This window comes from Nostoc sp. UIC 10630 (genome assembly GCF_010747425.1).
Lineage (GTDB): Bacteria > Cyanobacteriota > Cyanobacteriia > Cyanobacteriales > Nostocaceae > Nostoc.
Genome location: NZ_JAAGOG010000419.1, coordinates 1 through 1736, shown reverse-complemented (window position 1 = coordinate 1736; position 1736 = coordinate 1). Strand labels below are relative to the sequence as shown.

Genomic DNA, 1736 nt, shown 5'->3' with positions numbered 1-1736 from the left:
GGGGAGCAGGGGAGCAGGGGAGCAGAGAAGAAAATTGCTAATCCAAAATCGCTCAAGCCTGAAGATATTGGTTTTCGCTTAGGGCCACGAATTAATGCTATCGGTCGAATTGGTAATCCCCAGACTGTGATTGAATTGCTGACTACAGATGATATGGGGGTGGCGCTGGAAAGAGCAATGCAGTGCGAACAAATCAACGCTTCTCGCCAGGAAATGTGTCAGCAAATTGAACAAGAAGCGATCGCTTATGTAGAAGCAGAATTTGTTACATCTCTACAACAAGACCGTGTATTAATTGTTGTTCAACCCAATTGGCATCACGGCGTTATTGGCATTGTCGCCTCCCGCTTGGTAGAACGCTACGGTGTTCCTGTATTTATCGGTACTTATGAGGATGGGGAACATATACGCGGTTCTGCACGCTCAATTCCAGAGTTTCATGTGTTTGAAGCTTTGGAATATTGCCACGATTTACTAGGGAAATATGGCGGACACAAAGCCGCCGGGGGATTCTCTCTACCAGCAGAGAATTTACAGATGGTGCGATCGCGTTTGATTGAGTTTGCTAACCAGTGTCTTGAACCCCAGCATCTCAAGCCTCTGCTCAAAATTGATACCGAAGTCAACCTCGATCAAATCAATCAGCAGCTTTACCAACAGCTTAATGCTCTACATCCCTGCGGTATGGACAACCCCGATCCAGTTTTTTGGACAGCTAATGTTCAAGTGGTTGAGCAAAAAATCGTTGGGAAGGGTCACATCAAACTAACAATTGCCCAAACTATTGATAATCAGGATTACAGAATTAAAGCGATCGCTTGGCGTTGGGGCGACTACTTCCGCTTACCGCCGCGAGTGGATGTAGCTTACAAACTGCGAGAAAATTATTTTAACGGTAACACCACTATCGAGCTAGAGTTAGTCGGTGCCAGACTGCCAATTCAGATTCAACAATTTTTTGCTTCTTCACCTATCCAGTCAAGCACCACCTTTGAGTACAACCAGCGACAATATACTTGTGGTTTCTATAAAAACGGTATTGAAGCAGAATTAAGAATTAAAAATTCTGAAGGCAAAGTCTTGGCCATGCAGCCAGGACATATAATCGGTTTACTTGGTACTAATCGTCAAAACGCTAAAGAAGTTGATATTTCTCAGCCACAGTATGACAGTATTATTCAAGCTGCACTTCAAGCGTTGTCAGTTAAGAGTTAGAAGTTCTTTATTAACTTATTGCTTCTGACTGTGATACTGTGAGTGCTGATTTATGAGTTATGAGTTATGAGTTGAGAATAAAATTTAATTTCTCACTCCTAACTCCTCACCCCTAACTCTTAATCAGCACTCATAAATCTTATAGGTTGCCGTTGCGAAATGCCAACAAAAAGATTACCACTGGGCCAGCAATCACAATTAGCGCCACGGATAGCAATTGGAAAATAACTTCCCAATTGATACTGGTAAAAGCGTTAAACAAGTCAGATACAGCGTCAAACATTTTTCCCTTTCTCCTCCCAATTGTCTTAAAAAATTCAATAACTTAATTACAAAACCCGCAATCGATCATATCTGTCTATGGCCTGTTGGATTTAATTTACTTAACAAAATTATAAGAAAAGACATAAAAACGTAAAATATGGGAATTGGGCATTGAGCAAAACAGTTCCGTTAGCGGATAGCTAAGGTTTAGCCCGTGCTGTTAGCGGATAGCTAAGGTTTAGCCCGTGAAGAGTTAG

At 41.9% G+C, this 1736-nt stretch carries 2 protein-coding genes; one reads left to right on the top strand and one right to left on the bottom strand.

Going from position 1 to position 1736, the window contains the following annotated elements:
- On the top strand, positions 1 to 1215 hold a 1215-nt coding region (locus tag G1O98_RS38095), incomplete at its 5' end, for a DHHA1 domain-containing protein (RefSeq protein WP_243458670.1).
- A gap of 139 nt (positions 1216 to 1354) precedes the next feature.
- Here G1O98_RS38095 and G1O98_RS38090 read toward each other — a convergent pair.
- Positions 1355 to 1498, bottom strand: a complete 144-nt coding sequence (locus tag G1O98_RS38090; RefSeq protein WP_114086065.1) for a photosystem II reaction center protein Ycf12 — start codon at positions 1496 to 1498, stop codon at positions 1355 to 1357.
- Positions 1499 to 1736 lie beyond the last annotated feature (238 nt).